Source organism: Acidobacteriota bacterium (assembly GCA_018001935.1).
Taxonomy (GTDB): domain Bacteria; phylum Acidobacteriota; class JAAYUB01; order JAAYUB01; family JAAYUB01; genus JAGNHB01.
This window is the reverse complement of sequence record JAGNHB010000042.1, coordinates 16,298-33,195: the sequence shown is the minus strand read 5'-3', so window position 1 is coordinate 33,195 and position 16,898 is coordinate 16,298. Positions and strand designations below refer to the sequence as shown.

General features: G+C 68.9%; 12 protein-coding genes. All 12 read left to right on the top strand.

The features are described from left to right. The first annotated feature begins 75 nt into the window (after positions 1-75). The 12 genes from KA419_14830 (at position 76) to KA419_14775 (ending at position 16,870) form a co-directional block, all read left to right on the top strand. Complete coding sequence (locus KA419_14830) at positions 76-1,317, top strand: efflux RND transporter periplasmic adaptor subunit (GenBank protein MBP7867209.1); 1,242 nt, start codon at positions 76-78, stop codon at positions 1,315-1,317. Continuing rightward, positions 1,310-4,414 (top strand): efflux RND transporter permease subunit, encoded by a 3,105-nt coding sequence (locus tag KA419_14825; protein MBP7867208.1) that lies wholly within the window; start codon positions 1,310-1,312, stop codon positions 4,412-4,414. The genes KA419_14830 and KA419_14825 overlap by 8 nt, the downstream gene beginning before the upstream one ends. A gap of 135 nt (positions 4,415-4,549) precedes the next feature. After that, positions 4,550-5,176 carry a hypothetical protein gene (locus KA419_14820; GenBank protein ID MBP7867207.1) on the top strand — a complete coding sequence of 209 codons (627 nt, stop codon included), beginning with the start codon at positions 4,550-4,552 and terminating at the stop codon, positions 5,174-5,176. A gap of 117 nt (positions 5,177-5,293) precedes the next feature. Then, complete coding sequence (locus KA419_14815; GenBank protein MBP7867206.1) at positions 5,294-5,935, top strand: radical SAM protein; 642 nt, start codon at positions 5,294-5,296, stop codon at positions 5,933-5,935. Between the two features lie 301 nt (positions 5,936-6,236). Further along, positions 6,237-7,334, top strand: a complete 1,098-nt coding sequence (locus KA419_14810) for a hypothetical protein (protein ID MBP7867205.1) — start codon at positions 6,237-6,239, stop codon at positions 7,332-7,334. Further along, positions 7,331-9,460, top strand: a complete 2,130-nt coding sequence (locus KA419_14805) for a hypothetical protein (GenBank protein ID MBP7867204.1) — start codon at positions 7,331-7,333, stop codon at positions 9,458-9,460. Before KA419_14810 ends, KA419_14805 begins: the two co-directional genes overlap by 4 nt. A 2-nt stretch (positions 9,461-9,462) precedes the next feature. Further along, entirely contained in the window at positions 9,463-10,425 is a 963-nt protein-coding gene (locus KA419_14800) for a hypothetical protein (GenBank protein MBP7867203.1), read from the top strand. Between the two features lie 815 nt (positions 10,426-11,240). Next, positions 11,241-11,744, top strand: a complete 504-nt coding sequence (locus KA419_14795) for a hypothetical protein (protein MBP7867202.1) — start codon at positions 11,241-11,243, stop codon at positions 11,742-11,744. Next, the gene (locus KA419_14790) at positions 11,741-13,810 is read left to right on the top strand and encodes an AAA family ATPase (protein ID MBP7867201.1); all 2,070 of its coding nucleotides are present in this window, start codon (positions 11,741-11,743) and stop codon (positions 13,808-13,810) included. The genes KA419_14795 and KA419_14790 overlap by 4 nt, the downstream gene beginning before the upstream one ends. Further along, complete coding sequence (locus tag KA419_14785; protein MBP7867200.1) at positions 13,797-14,042, top strand: hypothetical protein; 246 nt, start codon at positions 13,797-13,799, stop codon at positions 14,040-14,042. The genes KA419_14790 and KA419_14785 overlap by 14 nt, the downstream gene beginning before the upstream one ends. Positions 14,043-14,556: 514 nt before the next feature. Further along, a complete protein-coding gene (locus KA419_14780; protein MBP7867199.1) occupies positions 14,557-15,522 on the top strand; it encodes an AAA family ATPase in 966 nt (321 codons plus the stop codon). A gap of 4 nt (positions 15,523-15,526) precedes the next feature. Next, the gene (locus KA419_14775) at positions 15,527-16,870 is read left to right on the top strand and encodes a hypothetical protein (protein MBP7867198.1); all 1,344 of its coding nucleotides are present in this window, start codon (positions 15,527-15,529) and stop codon (positions 16,868-16,870) included. The last annotated feature ends 28 nt before the right edge of the window (positions 16,871-16,898 follow it).

Below are 16,898 nucleotides of genomic sequence, written 5' to 3'. Positions count from 1 at the left end.
TCGAACGGGGAAACGATTGTAATTCCGTTGATTGAACCATCGCCGGAAGGGCGACGGGACGTTTCGCGGGGTCGTGTGACCCGGCGGTGGGTGTGGTTGATCCTGGGCGGCTTCGCCCTGCTGGGCCTGGGGGTCCTGGCCGGTCTCCGCCTGGCCGGCCGGCCGGCGACGCCCCTCGCCGGCGCCGCTGAGCGGGACCACCCGGACGAGAACGGGGCGGAACACGCGGACCACGACCATGAAAAAGACGACCGGGAACTCGAACTGGACGAAGCGACGATACGCCGTTACGGCATTGCCGTGGCGACGGTGGAGGAAGGTTCGGACCCGGTGGCGCTGGACCTGGTCGGGGAGGTCCGGATGAACGCGGACCGGATCGCCCAGATCGTGCCCCGGGTGTCGGGGGTTGTGCGGGAAGTCCGGAAGAACCTGGGGCAGACGGTTCGACGGGGGGAGGTGGTGGCCGTCCTGGAGAGCCGGGAGCTGGCGGACCTCTTCGCCGGGTACCGCGCCGCCCGGCAACGGGCCGAGAAGGCCCGGGAGAGCGTCCAGCGGGAGGAGCAGCTGCAGGCGAAGCGCATCTCCGCCCGCCAGGACCTCATCGACGCCCGGAATGCCCTGACGGAGGCGCAGATCGAACTCCAGGCCGCCCGGCAGAGGCTCCAGGCCCTGGGGTACCCCGACGGGGAGATCGAGCGACTGACCGCGGCGGAGGATGCGCCGGTGACGCGGTACGAGATGACGGCGCCCTTCGACGCCACCGTCATCGAGAAGACCGTCAACCCGGGCTCGGTGCTCCGGGACGACACCCCCGCCTTCCGGGTCGCGGACCTCGGGACCGTCTGGGTCGACCTGGACGTTCACCAGAAGGACCTGCCTTCCGTCCACGTCGGCCGGGAGGTGATCCTGTCCGGCGGTCCGGGCGCCCCGGCGGTGACGGCCCGGATCGCCTACATCGAGCCGACGGTGGTGGAGCAGACCCGGACGGTGCATGCCCGGGCGGTGATCCCCAACGCCGGCGGGCGGTGGCGCCCCGGCCTCTTCGTCACGGCCCGGATGGTGCTGGCGGAGAAGGCCGGCCCCGTCCGCCTGCCCGTTGACGCGGTCCTCCTCGTGGACGGCGCCCCGAGCGTTTTCGTTCGGACCGAGAAGGGTTTCCGGCCTCAACCGGTGAAGCTGGGCCGGGTCATCGACGGGAAGCAGGAGATCCTGGACGGTCTCCGCCCCGGCCAGCGGTACGCCGCCCGGGGGGCCTTCACCCTGAAGTCCGAGCTGAACAAGCCCGAGTCGGAATGCGCGGGGCACCACCATGATTGAAAAACTGATGGGGGCTTCCCTCCGCAACCGCGTCCTGGTGCTGTTCGTGGTCCTGATCGTGGCGGGGTTGGGGGTGGTGGCGATCCGGGACCTTCCCCTGGACGCCTTCCCGGATGTCACCAGCGTCCAGGTGGAGGTGATGGTGAGCGCCCCCGGGCTCTCGCCCCCGGAGATCGAGCGTGCCGTCACCCACCCCGTGGAGACGGCCATGCGCGGCCTTCCGGGGCTGGAGACCCTGCGGTCCGTCACCAAGTACGGCCTGGCGGTGGTCACCCTGGTCTTCGAGGACCGGACCGACATCTACTTCGCCCGGCAACTGGTCTTCGAACGCCTGTCCTCGGTGTCGGAAACCCTGCCCGACGGGGTGAAGGCCGAACTGGGGCCGGTGACCACCGCCCTGGGCGAGGTGTACCAGTACACCCTGGAAGGGCCCCCGCCGGCGCCGGGGGACGACCGGGTCGCGGAGCTGACCCGGCTGCGCACGCTCCAGGACTGGGTGGTCTCCCCCCTGCTCAAAGGCGTCCCCGGCGTCAACGAGGTGAACTCCTTCGGCGGGTACATCAAGGAGTACCAGGTGCTCCCGGAACCGGAGAAACTCCGGAAGTACGGGCTCGCGTTCCAGGACGTGACCGAGGCCTTGCGGGCGAACAACCTCAACGTCGGGGGCGGTTTTGTGAACCGGTCCTCGGAGCAGTACATCGTCCGAGGGATCGGCCTGCTCCGGGACGAGGCGGACATCACCGCGGTGGTGGTCAAAACCCCCCACGAAGGGGTCTCCGTCCGGGTCGGCGACGTGGCCCGGGTGCAGGCCGGAGCGGTCCCGCGCCAGGGGCTCGCCCTGAAGAACGGCGCCGAGGCCGTGGGCGGGATCGTCATGATGCTCAAGGGCGAGAACGGCCTGGCGGTGGTGCGCCGGGTCGAGGAGAAGGTCCGGGAGATCAACGGGGGGAACGTCCTGCCGGAGGGGACCCGGATTCGGCCTTTCCACACCCGCTCGGGCGTGGTGGAGACGAGCGTCGCCACCGTCCTGCGGACCCTGCTGGAGGGGGCCGTCCTGGTGGCGATCGTCCTCTACCTGCTCCTGCGCAACCTTCGGGGGGCGCTGGTGGTGATCCTCGCCCTCCCCCTCTCCCTCCTGCTGACCTTCATCCTCATGCGGGCCCTGGGGCTGGGCGCCAACCTCATGTCGCTGGGGGGGCTGGCCATCTCAATCGGCATGATCATCGACGCCACCATCATCCAGGTGGAGAACGCCCAGCGGCGCCTCGGCGAGGAGACGGACCGCTCCCGGGCCGGGACCTCGGCGGCCGTCCTGAAGGCGGTCCTGGAGGTCCGGCGGCCGAGCATCTTCGGGGAACTCATCATCGCCCTGACCTTCGTGCCCATCGTCACCCTGCAGGGGATGGAAGGCAAGATGTTCTCCCCGCTGGCGTTCACCGTCGCCGTGGCCCTGCTGGCCTCGCTCCTCCTCTCGATCTTCGTCGTCCCTGTTCTCTGCGCGACCTTCCTGCGCCCGGGGGCCGAGCGCCGAAACGTCCTGCTGGAGGGGGCCCGCTGGCTCTACGAGCCGCTGCTCCGCCACGGGACCCGGCACCCCTGGGTCCCGCTGGGAGTCTTCGGGGCCCTGGTGGCGGGGGCGTTGCTGCTCATTCCCCACCTGGGGACGGAGTTCATCCCCGTCATGGACGAGGGGGCCTTCGACATGGATTTCCAGCTCCTCCCCGGCGTTTCCCTGGAGAAGGCCGGGTCGGTAGCGGCGGAAGTCCACCGGCGCCTGATGACGTTCCCGGAGGTGGACACCCTCGTGTCCCGGACGGGGCAGACCGGCATCGCCCTGGAAGCGCGGGGGGTCGACAAGACCGGTTTCGTGGGGTCGCTCCGCCCCCGCGCCGAGTGGACCACTGCGAAGGACAAGGGCCTGTTGATGGCGAAGATGCGGAAGTCCCTCGAGGACATCCCGGGGATGGCGTTCAGCTTCAGCCAGCCCATCCAGTGCCGGATCGATGAACTGGTGGCGGGGACCCGGGCCCAGGTGATCCTCAAGCTCTTCGGGGAGGACCTGGCCGTGCTCCGCGCCAAGTGTGCGGAGATGGCCGTGGTCCTGTCGAAGGTCCCGGGCGCCAGCGAGATGGTGGTGGAGAAGGTGGCGGGGCAGCCCTACCTCGTGGTCCGCGTGGATCGGGCCCAGGCCGCCAGCCGGGGGCTCTCCCGGCGGGAGATCCTGGAGACCGTGGAGACGGCCATGGCGGGGACGGCGGCCACGCGGGTCTACGAGGAGAACCGGGCCATCGACCTCACGGTCCGGCTGCCCGAGGGCTTGCGGGGCTCCGTGGAGACGCTCCTGGGCCTTCCCGTGGGCACGGGGGGCGGAACGTCGGTCCCGCTGTCGGCCGTGGCCTCGGTGGAGCTGGAGGAAGGGCCGGTCCAGATCAGCCGGGAAGGCGGGCAACGCCGGATGGGGATCGAGGTGAACGTCACCGGGCGGGACATCGGGGGGTTCGTCGCCGAGGCCCGGGAGCGGATCGACCGGGAGGTGTCCCTGCCGCCCGGCTACACCGTGTCCTGGGGCGGCCAGTTCGAGAACCAGCAGCAGGCCGTGCGGCGGCTCTCCCTGGTCATGCCCGCGGTGGTGCTCCTGGTGCTGCTGCTGCTGTTCATGACCTTCCAGGCCGCCCGGCCGGCGGCGCTGGTCTTCCTGAACCTTCCCTTCGCCCTGATGGGCGGCCTCTTCGCCCTCTGGCTCTCCGGGCTGTACCTGTCGGTGCCCGCGTCGGTGGGCTTCGTGGTGCTCTTCGGCGTGGCCGTGCTCAACGGGCTGGTGCTGGTTTCCCGCGTCCTCCAGTTGCGGGAGGGGGGCGGCAACGTCGCGGACGCCGTCCTGGAAGCCTGCCGGAACCGGCTGCGGCCCATCGTGATGACGGCGTCCATCACCGTCTTCTCGCTGGTCCCCATGCTCTTCGCCAGCGGTCCGGGGGCCGAGATCCAGCGACCCCTGGCCGTGGTGGTGGTGGGGGGGCTCGTCACCTCCACCCTCTCGACCCTCTGGGTGCTCCCGGCGATGTACCGCTGGTTCGACCGCAAGCCCCAACCCGGGTAAACCGAAAAGCGAACCACGGAATCGTGGTTCGCGGTTTGTTTCCGGTTTCACTTGCCGGGTGTTTGCGGCGGTGTATAATGAAGCGACCTGCGACTCCTGCCGCCGTGCCCGCAGAACAATCCGCCGGAGGTGAGTATGAACCGGATGCGTTGGTGTTTCGCCGTCGTTTTTGTCGTGGCCTTCGGTGCCTTGAGCGCCATTCCCGCCGGCACGGACGAGCCTCCCGCGCAGGAGAAGGCGCCCCCGCCGGGGAACGCCGCCGACAAGCCCGCGGTCAAGCCTGCCGACAGGCCCGCGGTGCCCCTCCTCAGCCTCTCCGGCAGTGACGCCCAGCCCATCGTGCGGCGTTTCGACGACGGGGTCGACGTCCTCAACGAGATGACCGACGCCTTCCGGCGGTTGGCGACGGAGCTGAGTTCGTCGGAGAGCCCGGCCGAATTCGCCGCGGAGATCGAGCGCTTCTGCGACGCGATGGAGAAGTTCCAGGACCGGATGGAGCAGTTCCGCATCACGCACCCGGAACTGCAGAACCCCCGCAACCGGGACGCCGCGAAGGAAGTGCTCCCGGCCCTCGAGGAGTTCCAGAAGATCATCAAGGAGATCAGCAGTTCGGACGCCGCCCGGGCCGTGGACCGGAAGTATGCCCGGTTCCGCTCGGACCCGGCGGTACAGCACGCCTACAAGCGCATGCAGGAGCAGATGAAGGAATTCGGGGAGACGAAGCCGACCCCCCAACTGTCAGGAAGGCCCCACACGGAATAGACCGGATCCTGACCACGAACCACACGAACCACACGAAAGAAGCCGGATGAAAACGGGGGGGCGTGAGGTCGGCAGAAAAAGCCCCCTGACTTCGCTTGGGTAATGTTGAGGTCGGCGATGGGTGCAGGATCGATTCCGTCGGTTAAGACCCGGGCGACGCCGGCCGCCGGAACGTACGACGTCCCCGTCCGGTTGGCGGACGAGGCGGCGTGCACGGAAGCGGAGGGGCCGGGGAAGCGCTACGCCCTGTGGTTCCAGGGGTGCTCCCTGCGGTGCCCGGGGTGCGCCAACCCGGGGATGCTGGACCCGGCCGGGGGGTACGGGGCCACCGTCGGGGACGTGGCCGCGCGCCTGCGGGCGGCCCGCGACCGGCACGGCCTCCGCGGCGTGACCCTCCTGGGCGGTGAGCCCTTCGACCAGCCGGAGGCCCTGCGGGGGATCGTCGCCGCGGCCCGCGGCCTGGGCCTGGACGTGCTCCTCTTCACCGGCCACACCCTCGAGGCGCTCCGGGCACGCCGGGACCCGGTGACGGACGCGGTCCTGGCCGGCACCGACGCCCTGGTGGACGGGCCCTACCTGGCGGAGCGTCACACCGACCGGCTCTACCTGCGCGGGTCCGACAACCAGCGGGTCCATGTCCTCGGGCCCGGGCTCGGGCCCGGGGATCTCACCGGGCCCAACCGGCTGGAGGTCCGCGTCCGGGACGGCGAGGTGGAGATCACGGGCTTCCCGGGCGTCCTCGGGCCCTACGCCGACTGAGCCTGGCCGAGCCTCAGAATGATCTCTCACGGAGGCACGGAGGCACGGAGCCGGACGCGTGGCCGTTACCGAGCCGGTCTCTTCGAGCTTCATGAATGATCCATGACATGGGGGCGGTCGAGCGATGCCTCCGTGCGATGGGAACTGTGTCTTCCCTGTGCCTCAGCTTTCCGTTGATTCGGGATGCCGACGCGGGTAGGATGGAGGGAAGGAACCGGATGGCCGATCGGGGAGGGATCGTGGGATCGATCCAGGTGATCGTGGAAGGAGTGGGCGGGAACCCGAGGACGGAGGGAGCGCCGTGAGCGCCGATCCCTGCTTCGCCCTCCCCCTGAACTCCCTGCGGGAAACCACGCTTCGGCGGATCGGGCATCACCGGGACCTGGCCGACATCTTCCGGGAGCCCGGCTTTCGTCCCCGCCCCGGCCACGATTTTACCGCGCCCAGGACCTCGCCTTTCGACGGCCTTCTCTCCCTCACCGCCGCGGAACTCGCCGCGTGGGGCGAACTGCTTCGTCTCCTGATGTTCCACTACCTGGCCAGCGCGGAGCGCCTGGACCGGGAGCGCATCCCGATCCCCCGGCCGGCCGGGGGGTACGAGCGGGTCCCCTTCTTCGCCATCCCGGCGCCGACGGCCTTCTCCGACCGCTTTCTCCGCAGGCTGGCCACGCGCCTCTTCACCGCCGACGCGGCGAAACCCCCCGAGGCACCGGGTTACGCAGGCGGGCCCACGCTCTGGGAAGCCGTGGCGGGAGAACTGGCCCACACCTTCTGGGAGTGGGCGCCGGGCCGGGCGGTCCCCGGTACTTCCTGCTGGAACCCCGCCCTCACCGACCCGGAGACCTACCCCTCCGACGGCCGCGTGAAGGGACTCCTGCCCGAACCGGAGCCGCCGGCACGCCGCTGGGCCCGCAAGCTGGGCCTGCCCTCGCTCCCGTCCCCCGACACCTCCCACCGGGAACTGGTCTTCCCGCTCCTCAAGCGCACGTTCGCGGTCCGCGCCCGGCTGGCGATCCAGCGGGCGGCGAAGGCGAACGCCCTGCCGGAGCGCCTCGACGGCCTGGCCGGCTTCCTGGAGACCGTCTTCGCCTGGATGGACCGGGAAGGGCGCCACCCGCTGATGACCTTTTTCATCCCCTTCTACCTCGAGTTCGACCTGGGGGGGGCGCGGCAGGCCATCCGCGACGCCACCCAGACCATCCAGGACCGGAACGCCCTGTACGGCCGGCTGCGGGGCGTGTTCACCCCCCTGGCCCGGCTCCTGGACGTTCGGGTGGACCCCCTGGGGGACCCGCACCGCGACGCCAAGCGGGCCCTCTTCGAGACCCTGGACGACGGCCTTCGGGACCGGTTGGCGCACCGGATGGGCCAGCTCGACGAACTGGGGGGTGCCCCGTGAAGCTGATGCTGGACATCCGGATCCGGCGGCGCGGGAGCGTGCCCCGCCGCTGCGACGCCGCCGTCCTGAAGGAGGGCGCCCTGCGGCTGTTTCCCGCCCGCTGCCACTTCGCCGCCGTCTACTCCGCCTTCGGCGCCCTCCCCTTCGGGGACGGCCGGGTCGCCCTCTTCGGGCCGGGGATCGAGTCCTACTTCCCGCCGGAGGACCTGGAAGTCTGCTTCATCCGCTACCAGGGACACCCCGCCGTCCACATCCGGCGGGAGTTGCTCCCGGTCCCCGACTTCAAGCCGGACTTTCTGCTCTCGTCCGTCGAACTCCCCGACGACCCCGGCTACGTCCTGCTGGACGAGGGCCCGGACGGCGGCCTCGCCGTCACCTGTCTCCCGAAGCGCTTCCACCAGCCCCTGGGGGAACTGTTGACGTTTGCGCTCCCGGAGACCGTCGAGGCCGAGCCGCTGCGTCACCGGGAGCTGTCCCGGGCCTACCTGGGGTTCGGGCCCGTCCGTGCCTCCGCGGTTTCCGCCGCCGGCGTCCGCGAAGGCCCCCGGCCGAAACGGCCCGTTTCGCCGCCGCCCGCCGCCGGGAAGAACCTGCCGCCGTCGCCGGTCCGGCTGCCGGAGCCCGTTGACCCCCTGGAGGCGAAGCCCCTGCCGGCGGCCCTGTCCCGGGGACCCCTCCCGGGGGGCACCGCGGCGGAGATCGCGGCGCTGGCCGAGGACGACCCCGGCGCCTGGTTCGCCCTCTTCCTGAAGTTCGCCGGCCTGTCGATGGACGGGGAGGGGCGCGTCCGCTCGTGGATCGAGACCAACGCCCTGCAGGAGCAGGAGTTGCCCTCCACCCGCCTGGAGGCCCTGCGTGCCGACGCCCAGATCTGCCTCCTCAACGCGCTGTGGAAGGACCGGTCGCTGCTGGACCGCCTGCGGGGCGACACGGCCCTGCGGGCCTGGGTGAAACGCTTCGGCCCGCAGGTGGCTTTCCTGCTCCAGGAGGAGACGGGGCGGGAGGACCCGCCGGTGCGGCTCAACCTGAAGGCCCGCTGGAGCCACGTCTTCTTCAGCACCCGGGCACGGTTCGACTACTTCTGGGCCTTCGGGAAGCGGGACGAACTGCTCCGGGACCTGGAGGAGGACGGCCTCGCCTTCGGGACGGACCTCCCGAAGTTCATCGAGGAACTGCCGGTGGACGACCTCGTGAAGGTGTTCGGCCTCACGGAGCGCTCGCTCGTCGGCCAGATGAAGGCGGTGACGGGGCGGATCGACGCCTTGGGGGGAGACCCCGCCGACGACCGGCAGCCCGCGGATTTCCGGGACGGTTCGCTCAAGGAGGACGAACGGCCCGCCCGGGATCCGTACGACCGGCCCCGGCTGGAGGACTACCTGGATTCGGACCCCCTGGACGACGGGATCTACGACGATTTCGTGGACGCGCTGAAGCGGGTCTTTACCTTTGCGGGGGGCGAGCGGGCCGACCCGGCCCTGGCGGAGCGCTACTTCCGGTTCCTGGGCCGGGTGATCGACGCCTTCGGCACCAGCGACAAGATCCGTCGGTACGCCCCCATCCGCCTGGTCCGGCACGAACTGCGGCACAACCTGGTGCGCTTTGCCGCCGACAAACGGTTCCGTGACCCGGCCCGCGCCATCCTGTCGGTCATCCGCACGGTCTTCATCCCCAGGATCGTGAACCAGCGGGAACTCTTTTTTGCCCGGATCGTTCAGATCGCCCTGGAGCGGGCGGTTTACGAGGCCACGGGGGACCTGGGCGCTTTCCTGGCCTTCATCGAGGTCCTGACGGAGAGCCAGCAGGAGCAGCTGGGCAACGAGGTGGACCGGCGCGACGTCCTCATGGAGGTCCTCTGCCAGATGCTGCACTTCTCCCCGAACGAGAAGATGGGGATCGTCTCCCGGATCCTGGGGCGGCTGGAGCGGCTGGAGCGGCAGGCACTCTTCCCCACCCCGCGGCTCCTGGGCGAGGTCAAGACCAACCTGAAGCACTTTCTCCGGACCTTCTCCATGAAGCAGGAGGACTTCCGCTTCACGTGCCGCCGCTGGGAGAAGTGGCGGCTACAGAAGGTGGTCGAGGAGGAGCTGGCGGCGATCCGGCTCCGGGAATTCACGCTGAGGGTGTGACGATGGCGTTGAACGGATTCGACCCCGGGCGTTTCGAACCGGCCGTGCGGCTGGTGAGGGAGAACTCCTTCCACCGGCTCCGGCAGCCCTGCACCGTGCTGGCGGCGCCCGGGGCGGACGGGCTGGAGGCAGCCGTGCGCACCCTGTGCCTGTGGCCCCCCGCGGTGGCCGAACTGTTCGAGGGGCCCGACCCCCTGGTCCTCGCCCGTCCCGTGGGGGCCTACACGGTGCTGAAGCTCCTGGACGCGGGGGTCGAGACGTTCTATGGCGACGAGGGCGGGGCCTTCGTCCCCTGGGGGTGGCAGGCGCTGGCGGCGATGGAGTCGGACCGGCTGCTGCGCCGGGACGGCTCCGTGACCCGGCTGGACCGCCGGCAGGCGCGGAACCTGCTGGAGTCCGTGGTCCCGCGGCTCCCCCCGGTCACGGTGGCGACCCGCGGGGCGGAGCGGACCTACGGGGTGCCCCTGCGGCTCGTGCCGGGGCGGACGTCCCCGCCGTCCCTCCTGGTTTTCGACCCGGCGGACTACGAGGACCTCTGCCGGCTCCTGGGGCTCGACCGCCTGGACGCCGGCCCCGAGCGGGCGTCGCTGGAGCCCCTCGGGCTCTCGTTCCTCTTCGTCTCGACGCCGGAGGGCCGGCGAATCCTCCTCTTCGCCCGGGAAGGCTTCACGGGGCCGCGGGGGGAGGCGCTCTGGTCGCTGGCGCAGGGCCGTTACCACAGCGTCTTCGAGGACGTGGTCTACGTCCGGACGGGGCGGGTCCTCTCCCCCGAACTGCCGCCGGCGATCCTGCGGCGGGTGTTCGACGTGACGTCCCTGCACCTGCTGTGGGACGAGGGCGGCACCTGCCGCCGTCTGGAGGTGCGAAACGCCGTGGCGGGGCGCGGCACGCTGGACGACCTGGCGGAGCTGCTCTTCGCCCTGCGGGTGGGGGAGGTGCGGGCGTTTTTCAAGCCGACGCATTAGGCTGTAGGCTATAGGCTGTAGGCTATAGGCTGTAGGCTGTAGGCTGTAGGTCCGGAGGGATTCACATCGGGGTCGGTATCGGAATCGGTATCGGAATCGGTATCGGAATCGGTATCGCAATCGCAGTCGCAATCGCAATGGCGATCGCAATGGCGATCGCAATCGCAGTCTAGAGAGTTCAGACGGGTTCGGAGGGCTTCCCGTCATGGGTGGAATCGGATACAGCCGCCACCGGGATCGCGACGCCGGCGATTCCCATGGCGAGGAGGAGCGGACAAGCGGTGATCGAGGAGGAGTGGAAAACCGGTGAGCGAGGTGAAACCGTGACCATGTCGAACCGGTATTGCGCCTATCCCGAAGGGATAGAAGATATTAGCCGGTGGGTGCTCCGCCGGAGGCGGTGCTCCCACCGGTCAGGGACGCCTCTGACGCTCTGCACCCCGGAGGGGTGCGGGAACCTCCCCGGCGCGCCCTCCGTGCCTCGGTGTCTCCGTGAGAGACCCTTCCGGAATTTCTCTCACCAAGGCACGGAGGCACGGAGAAGAGGCGCCTCCGACTGCCGTGAACAGGCCAATTGCCATCGCCGGTCTCCTGCCTCCTGACTTCTTGGTTCGTGTGGTTGGTGTGGTTCGTGGTTGAATTTCAGGGCGGGGAGAGATCGGGTTTCGTAGTCGGGGGCGATAGGGATGCCGAGAGCGACCGATACCGATTGCGACGGCGATGGCGACTGCGATACCGATTGCGATACTGATACCGATACCGATACCGACCCCGATGGGAGGGGAGTGGGGAATGAGTTGGGAAGGAGGAAAAACGTGAGCCTTCGGAGACGTGTGAAACTGAACATCGAGCTGACGCTGGCGGGGGAGGAGACCCTCGACCTGCGGCTGCCGGGCCTCCTGCCGCGGGAGCGCCTGGGCGAGATCCTGCGGAAGCACCTCCTGGGCGACGGGTGGGTGCCCGAGGGGGACAAGGTCGCCCGCCGGTCCACCGGCGGGAGCGAGGTCTGCGACCCCGCCGCAGGCACCGTCACGGTGGCGTTGGAGCGGGAAGCCCCGCGCACCGGCGAGACGGAGCCGGAAGAGGACCTCGACGCCGCGCGCCGGCGGATCGCCGGCCGGATCCGACGCGAGTTTACCGATGAACTGGAGGGCCGGATCGAGAAGGTCCGGGGGGAGTTCCTCCGGAAGTACGTCCCCGCCACCGTGGCCGACGCCGTGGTGGAGAAGGCCCGGGCCCTCGACCCCGCCGCCCGGGTGACCCGGTCCGAGACCGACGGCGAGCTGGTGGTGAGCATCGAGCTGGAGGCGGCGCCATGAACGAGCCGTACCTGGAACCGGAAGCGCCGGACGTCAACGCCATCGTGGCCCGGGTCTACCGCGACGAGATCGTCACTGTCGCGGACCGGGCGCTCTGGGGCCTCTCCACCCTGGTGGAGGTGGAGAAGGACCTCCTCTCCCCCGTCTGCGAGGCCATCGCCCGCTCCGTGCGGGACCGCTCGCCCGGCCGCCGCACGACCGCCCGGCTGGTGGGGGCGAAGCTCAACGCCGAGGACCCCACCTACGCCGCCATGCTCAAGGAGTTCGAGACCCAGGTGGCCCAGTCCGCCGACAAGATCTTCCTCCTGCCGCACCTGGACCTCATGACCGCGGCGGACTCGGGCCTGACGGGGGTCACCAAGCTCTTCCTCCAGGTCCTCTCCTCCTACCCGGACACGGTGGTGGTGGGCTTTTTCGACCCCGGCTTCACCTGCCACAAGAGCCTGCAGGACTACTTCCCCTCCCGGGTCCGGTTCTCCGGCATCACCCGGGACAACCTCCGCAGCGACCTCCTGGCCGAGGACGAGAAGGGCTTCCTGGAGGCGGCGGGCGTCACGCCCCTGACGCTCTTCAAGTACACCTCGGGCCTCAACGCCGTGAAGTTCCGGAAGATCATGGAGGCCGTCCGGCGGAACAAGGCGCGGATCCTGGCGGCGTCCGGGCCCCGGGAGGCCGTGATCGACCAGGTCCGGCACTTCACGGTCACCGAGGGCTTCGAGATCCCCGACATCCGCCTGGACCGGGACATCGGCGGCTACGCGGCCGTCAAGACCCAGCTGAAGGAGAACATCCTCTCCGTCCTGGAGACGCTGGAGGGGATCGAGGACCCCGCCCGGATCCGCCAGATGGAGCAGCTCATCCCGCGGGGGATCATCTTCCACGGCCCGCCCGGCACCGGCAAGACCCTCTTCGCCAAGGCGCTGGCAAGCGAGATCCACGCCTCCATCCAGGTGATCAGCGGGCCCGAGATCAAGTCCCGGTGGTTCGGCGAGAGCGAGGAGCGCATCCGCAAGATCTTCTTCCAGGCCCGCAAGAACGCCCCGGCGGTGGTGGTCTTCGACGAGCTGGACGCCGTGGCGCCCACCCGGGGGATGTACCAGGGCGGGGCGGGGGTGGAGCATTCCATCGTGAACCAGCTCCTGACCGAACTGGACGGCTTCCGGTCCGACAACCTGGTCATCTTCGTGGGGACCACCAACTTCCTCGAGTCCATCGACCCGGCCCTCCTTCGGCCCGGACGGGTGGAGCTGAAGGTCTGCATCGACTACCCCGACGAGGCCGCCCGGCGCGAGATCCTCGCCATCTACGACCGGAAGTACGAGATGGGGCTCCCGCCGGCGCTGAAGGACTACCTCGTGGAGAAGACCGGCGACTGGATCGACCGGGAACGGGGCACGCGGTTCTCGGGCGACCACCTCTGCGCCGTGGCCCGCTTCCTCAAGCGGGAACAGGTGAAGACCGGCCGGCCGTCCGACCGGGAGACGGCGGACCGCGCCCTGGGCCTCTCCACCCGGCGCATCGCCCTGTCGCCGGCCGAGGAGCGGGTGGTGGCGGTGCACGAGGCGGGCCACGCCCTGGCGATCGCGCGGCTCATACCGGACCGCGAGGTGCGGAAGGTGTCCATCCTGGCCGAGACGGAGGACTCCCTGGGAATCACGGAGTCGGCGCTGAAGGAGAACCGTTACCAGTTCAACCGGGAGGACATGGACAACTACCTGGTCACCCTCCTGGGCGGGCGCGCGGCGGAGCGGGTGCTGCTGGGGGACCTCTCCATGGGGGCCGCGGCGGACATTCAGCGGGCGACCCAGGTGGCCCGGGCCATGGTGGAGGTCTACGGGTTCAGCGACCTGGGGCCCATGAGCTTCGAGGGCAAGGCGGAGCTGTCCGAGGCCTGGAAGGTCAAGGTGGACGAGACGGTGAACGGGATGATCCAGTCGGCCTCCCGTCGGGCCGAGGAACTGGTGACGGCGGGGCGCGAGACGATCCTGAGGCTCCGGGAGATGCTCCTGGAGCGGAAGACCCTCGGGGCGGACGACATCCGGGAGGTGCTGCATGGCCAGGGCTAAGATCACGGTGGTGTACGACAAGAAGACCGGTCGGCACGAGATCCTCGTGGACATGGACCAGAAGGTGATCGACCTCCGGCGCCACAACCGCGCCCACGACCGGCTGGTCCGCGAGCTGGCCGGCCCCGACGCGGACGTGCAGGTGGACGCCGACCCCGGCGCCGCGCCGGAGTCCCGGCGCGAGGAACCGCCGACGGCAGCCCCGGGCGGGAAAACAAAGATCGAAACATGAGAGGGACCACGGAATACACGAAATACACGGACAGGCTTTTCCCGGGAAATCGGGGTTGAGCGGATGAATGGAACCACGAACCACACGAACCACACGAACAACGCGGACACACGGGTTGTCGAAATCAGGTATCCACCAGGGATGAACACGGGTTCACACGGATCGAAGAGGGCGGAGAACTTGCGGAGGAACGACGATCGAAAAAACAAGACTGACTTCTCTTCAAAATGCCTTTTTCTCTCGCAAAGGCACGGAGGCACGGAGAAATGTGTATTGTATGTAACAGAATCAAAAAGCCTTATGACTCTTCTCCGCGCCTCTGTGCCCCTGTGAGATCACCATCAGGACTTCTTGAATCGTGGCCTTTTGGACATCACGTCTGGACTCCTGAATCCCGTTCGTGTGGTTGGTGTGGTTCGTGGTTATGAATTCCGTCCGTGTATTTCGTGTATTTCGTGGTTGAAAAAAACTCCTTCGTGTTTTCGTGGTTGAAAATGTCCTTTTGGAGGTCGGGATGGCGGAACAGTGGAACATCGACACGGTGCTGGCGAAGCGGGGCGACATCCTGGAGTTCGCCGGGACCCTGAAAAAGTGGTTCGTGGGGAAGGACGAGGAGGTGGACATGATGGTCCTGGCCGCGGTGGCCGGCGAACCCCTCCTCTTCGTGGGCGAGCCCGGCACGGCCAAGTCGGACATGGTGGTGAAGTTCGTCCGGCTCCTGGGGCTTTACGAGCGGGAAGGGGACTTCTTCGAGTACATGCTCACGCGCTTCACCGAGCCCTCGGAGATCATCGGCCCGGTGGACATCCTGAGGCTCAAGAACGAGGGGGAGTTCATCCGCAACACCGAGGGGAAGCTCCCCGAGGCCCGGGTGGTCTTCCTGGACGAGGTGTTCAAGGCCAACAGCGCCATCTTGAACGTCCTCCTGACCATCATCAACGAGAAGAAGTTCTACCAGGGCGGGCGGCCGCGGCCGGTGCCCCTGGAACTCCTCTTCGCGGCCACCAACTCGGTGTCGGTGGAGGAGGAACTCAAGGCGCTCAAGGACCGGTTCACCCTGAAGATCAAGACTGAGCCGGTCCAGGAGCAGCGCTTCCTGGAGCTCATCCGGCGCGGGCTGGCCAACGAGGGGAGCACGGTGAAACCCGTCGACTTCCTCCATTTCGAGGACTTCCTGGCGGTCCGGGCCTACCTGAAGTCCTGCTGGACCAACGCGACAGCGGACATGGCCGCCTTCGCGCCGTCGCGGATCCTGGACCTGGTCATCAAGACCCTGGCGGTCTTCAAGAACGACCTGAACGTCTTCATCAGCGACCGGAAGGTCATCAAGATCTACAAGCTCCTGCGGGCGCACGCCTTCCTCTTCGGCGACGGGACGCTGGGAACGGAGAACCTGGCGGTGCTCAAGTACATCGGCGAGGAGGACGAAGACTTCGACCGCCTGCGGACCGCCGTGGACGATATCCTGGTGAGGAACTGAGGCCATGGCCGTCCCCGGGCCCTTCTTCGACTTCGCGATCCGGCTCGCCACGCCGGTGGAGCAGGAGATCGAGGTCTCGCTCACGGGCTACGCGGCCTACCTGCGGGAGACCCTGGTCTTCGTGCCCTTCCACCTGTTCCACTTCTTCCGCCTGGCGCTGTCCGGGGTGACGTTGTCCTACGACCCGGCCCGGGCCGAGGCGGCCCTGGGCCCGGAAGAAGTGACGCTGTTGGGGCGCTCCGTCCGGGCGGTGGAGGTGGCGGCGGGGGAACTCGGCCACGACCGGGAGGGGGAAGAGGGCGGCGCCGCCCCGAGGGACCGGTCGCCGGAGGTCCTGGTCCCGCTCCTCTTCGAAGGGCTGTCGGCCCCGGTGAACATCCTGGACGCCAAGGAGGCGTCCTTCTTCCTGGACGCGTCCGTGCTGCGCGCCGCCGCGGCGCAGGCGCCGGGGCCCGGCGAGGTGGCCGCCATGGCCGACTACCTGAATGTCCTGGAATCTTTGGTCTACGACCGGCGCTTCCTGGCGCGGCTCCGGGAGCGCGCCCGCATCCGGGTGCTCGAACTCCCCGACACCGCGCGGGAACTGCTCCTGGCCCTCCAGCGGTTCCGCTGGCTCCGCGACCGGGTGGACCGCGAGAACTTCCGCCTGCGCACGGTCCTGGGCAGCTTCTTCCGCCGGCACTCCGCGAGCCGCTACCCCACGGGGGGCTACTCGGAGATCACGCCGGAGCCCGGCGAGCCCGAGCACATGCTCAAGACCGAGCTGATCTACATGGGCGAGGAGCTGGGGAAGGCAGACCTCTTCTGCGTGAAGTACGCGGAGAACGACATCCTCTTCCTGAAGCGGGACGACAGCTCCTTCTACAACTGCGCCCTGGCGTACGTCTTCGACTTTTCGCACCTCCGCCTCTTCCTCAAGGACCCCGGGGAGATGATCCCCGAGTACTTCTACATCGCGCTCTTCGTTCGGAACGTCATCAGCGCCGTCTCCAACGAGCTGCCGGAGATCCGGACGTGGTTCATGGTCCGCAACGCGCCCGAGGCCGTCCGGGAGGTGCTCCGGGAGTACGTGCCCGAGGGGCGCCCCTACGACCCCCTCGAGATCGCCCGCTCGAAGAGCGTGACGGTCTACGTGGTCTTCAACGGCGAACCGGCGGAGGAGGTGCGGGCGAACCTCCGCCTCCGGGTGGACATCGACCGCGACACCTTCCGGCTGAATTCGCTGGAGATCCCCTTCTTCCGGAAGGAGGAGTTCCGCGACGACGGCCCTGTCAACCGCGACGCCTTCCGGCACCAGTTCGGCGACGCCTTCTGCCGCGCCCTGGGCGCCTTCCTCCGCGCCCGCTGACGTTCGCACGCGCCAATGTTTGCACGCG

What these genes read in the sequence shown, in the direction of transcription:
- KA419_14790 (MBP7867201.1), top strand. Translation starts at nt 11,741, where the DNA reads ATGAACGAGCCGTACCTGGAACCGGAAGCGCCGGACGTCAACGCCATC.
- KA419_14800 (MBP7867203.1), top strand. Translation starts at nt 9,463, where the DNA reads ATGGCGTTGAACGGATTCGACCCCGGGCGTTTCGAACCGGCCGTGCGG.
- KA419_14820 (MBP7867207.1), top strand. Translation starts at nt 4,550, where the DNA reads ATGAACCGGATGCGTTGGTGTTTCGCCGTCGTTTTTGTCGTGGCCTTC.
- KA419_14825 (MBP7867208.1), top strand. Translation starts at nt 1,310, where the DNA reads ATGATTGAAAAACTGATGGGGGCTTCCCTCCGCAACCGCGTCCTGGTG.
- KA419_14780 (MBP7867199.1), top strand. Translation starts at nt 14,557, where the DNA reads ATGGCGGAACAGTGGAACATCGACACGGTGCTGGCGAAGCGGGGCGAC.
- KA419_14815 (MBP7867206.1), top strand. Translation starts at nt 5,294, where the DNA reads ATGGGTGCAGGATCGATTCCGTCGGTTAAGACCCGGGCGACGCCGGCC.
- KA419_14785 (MBP7867200.1), top strand. Translation starts at nt 13,797, where the DNA reads ATGGCCAGGGCTAAGATCACGGTGGTGTACGACAAGAAGACCGGTCGG.
- KA419_14775 (MBP7867198.1), top strand. Translation starts at nt 15,527, where the DNA reads ATGGCCGTCCCCGGGCCCTTCTTCGACTTCGCGATCCGGCTCGCCACG.